The organism is Bacillus pretiosus (assembly GCF_051294775.1).
Classification (GTDB): Bacteria; Bacillota; Bacilli; order Bacillales; family Bacillaceae_G; genus Bacillus_A; species Bacillus_A wiedmannii.
The window spans coordinates 1-285 of sequence record NZ_JBPPHF010000518.1; the positions used below are offsets into that span (position 1 = coordinate 1).

A 285-nucleotide genomic window follows, 5' to 3' on the forward strand; every position below is an offset into this window, starting at 1 on the left:
GTACTTACTGGCGCCGTATTCAAAATTGTTAATAACAAAAATGAAGATGTCCGTACAGAATTAGTTACGAATCAGGTAGGTAAAATTATTGCTACTGGTTTACGTCCAGGTAACTATAAATTTATCGAAATGAAAGCTCCTGAGCATTATACCTTAAATAAAACACCGATTGATTTTACAATTAAGGAGAGCCAAGCGACTGCTATTAACGTTACAGCTTCTAATAGCTTAATAAAAGGCGGTATTGAATTAACAAAAGTTGATTCTGTAAATGCTAAGGAAACC

The 285-nt window shown here is 33.7% G+C and carries 1 protein-coding gene; it reads left to right on the plus strand.

Features of this window, described 5'->3' with window-relative positions; translation table 11 throughout:
* A partial coding sequence (locus ACSG5Z_RS31985) for a prealbumin-like fold domain-containing protein (RefSeq protein ID WP_435712959.1) occupies window positions 1-285 on the plus strand: 285 nt, incomplete at both ends.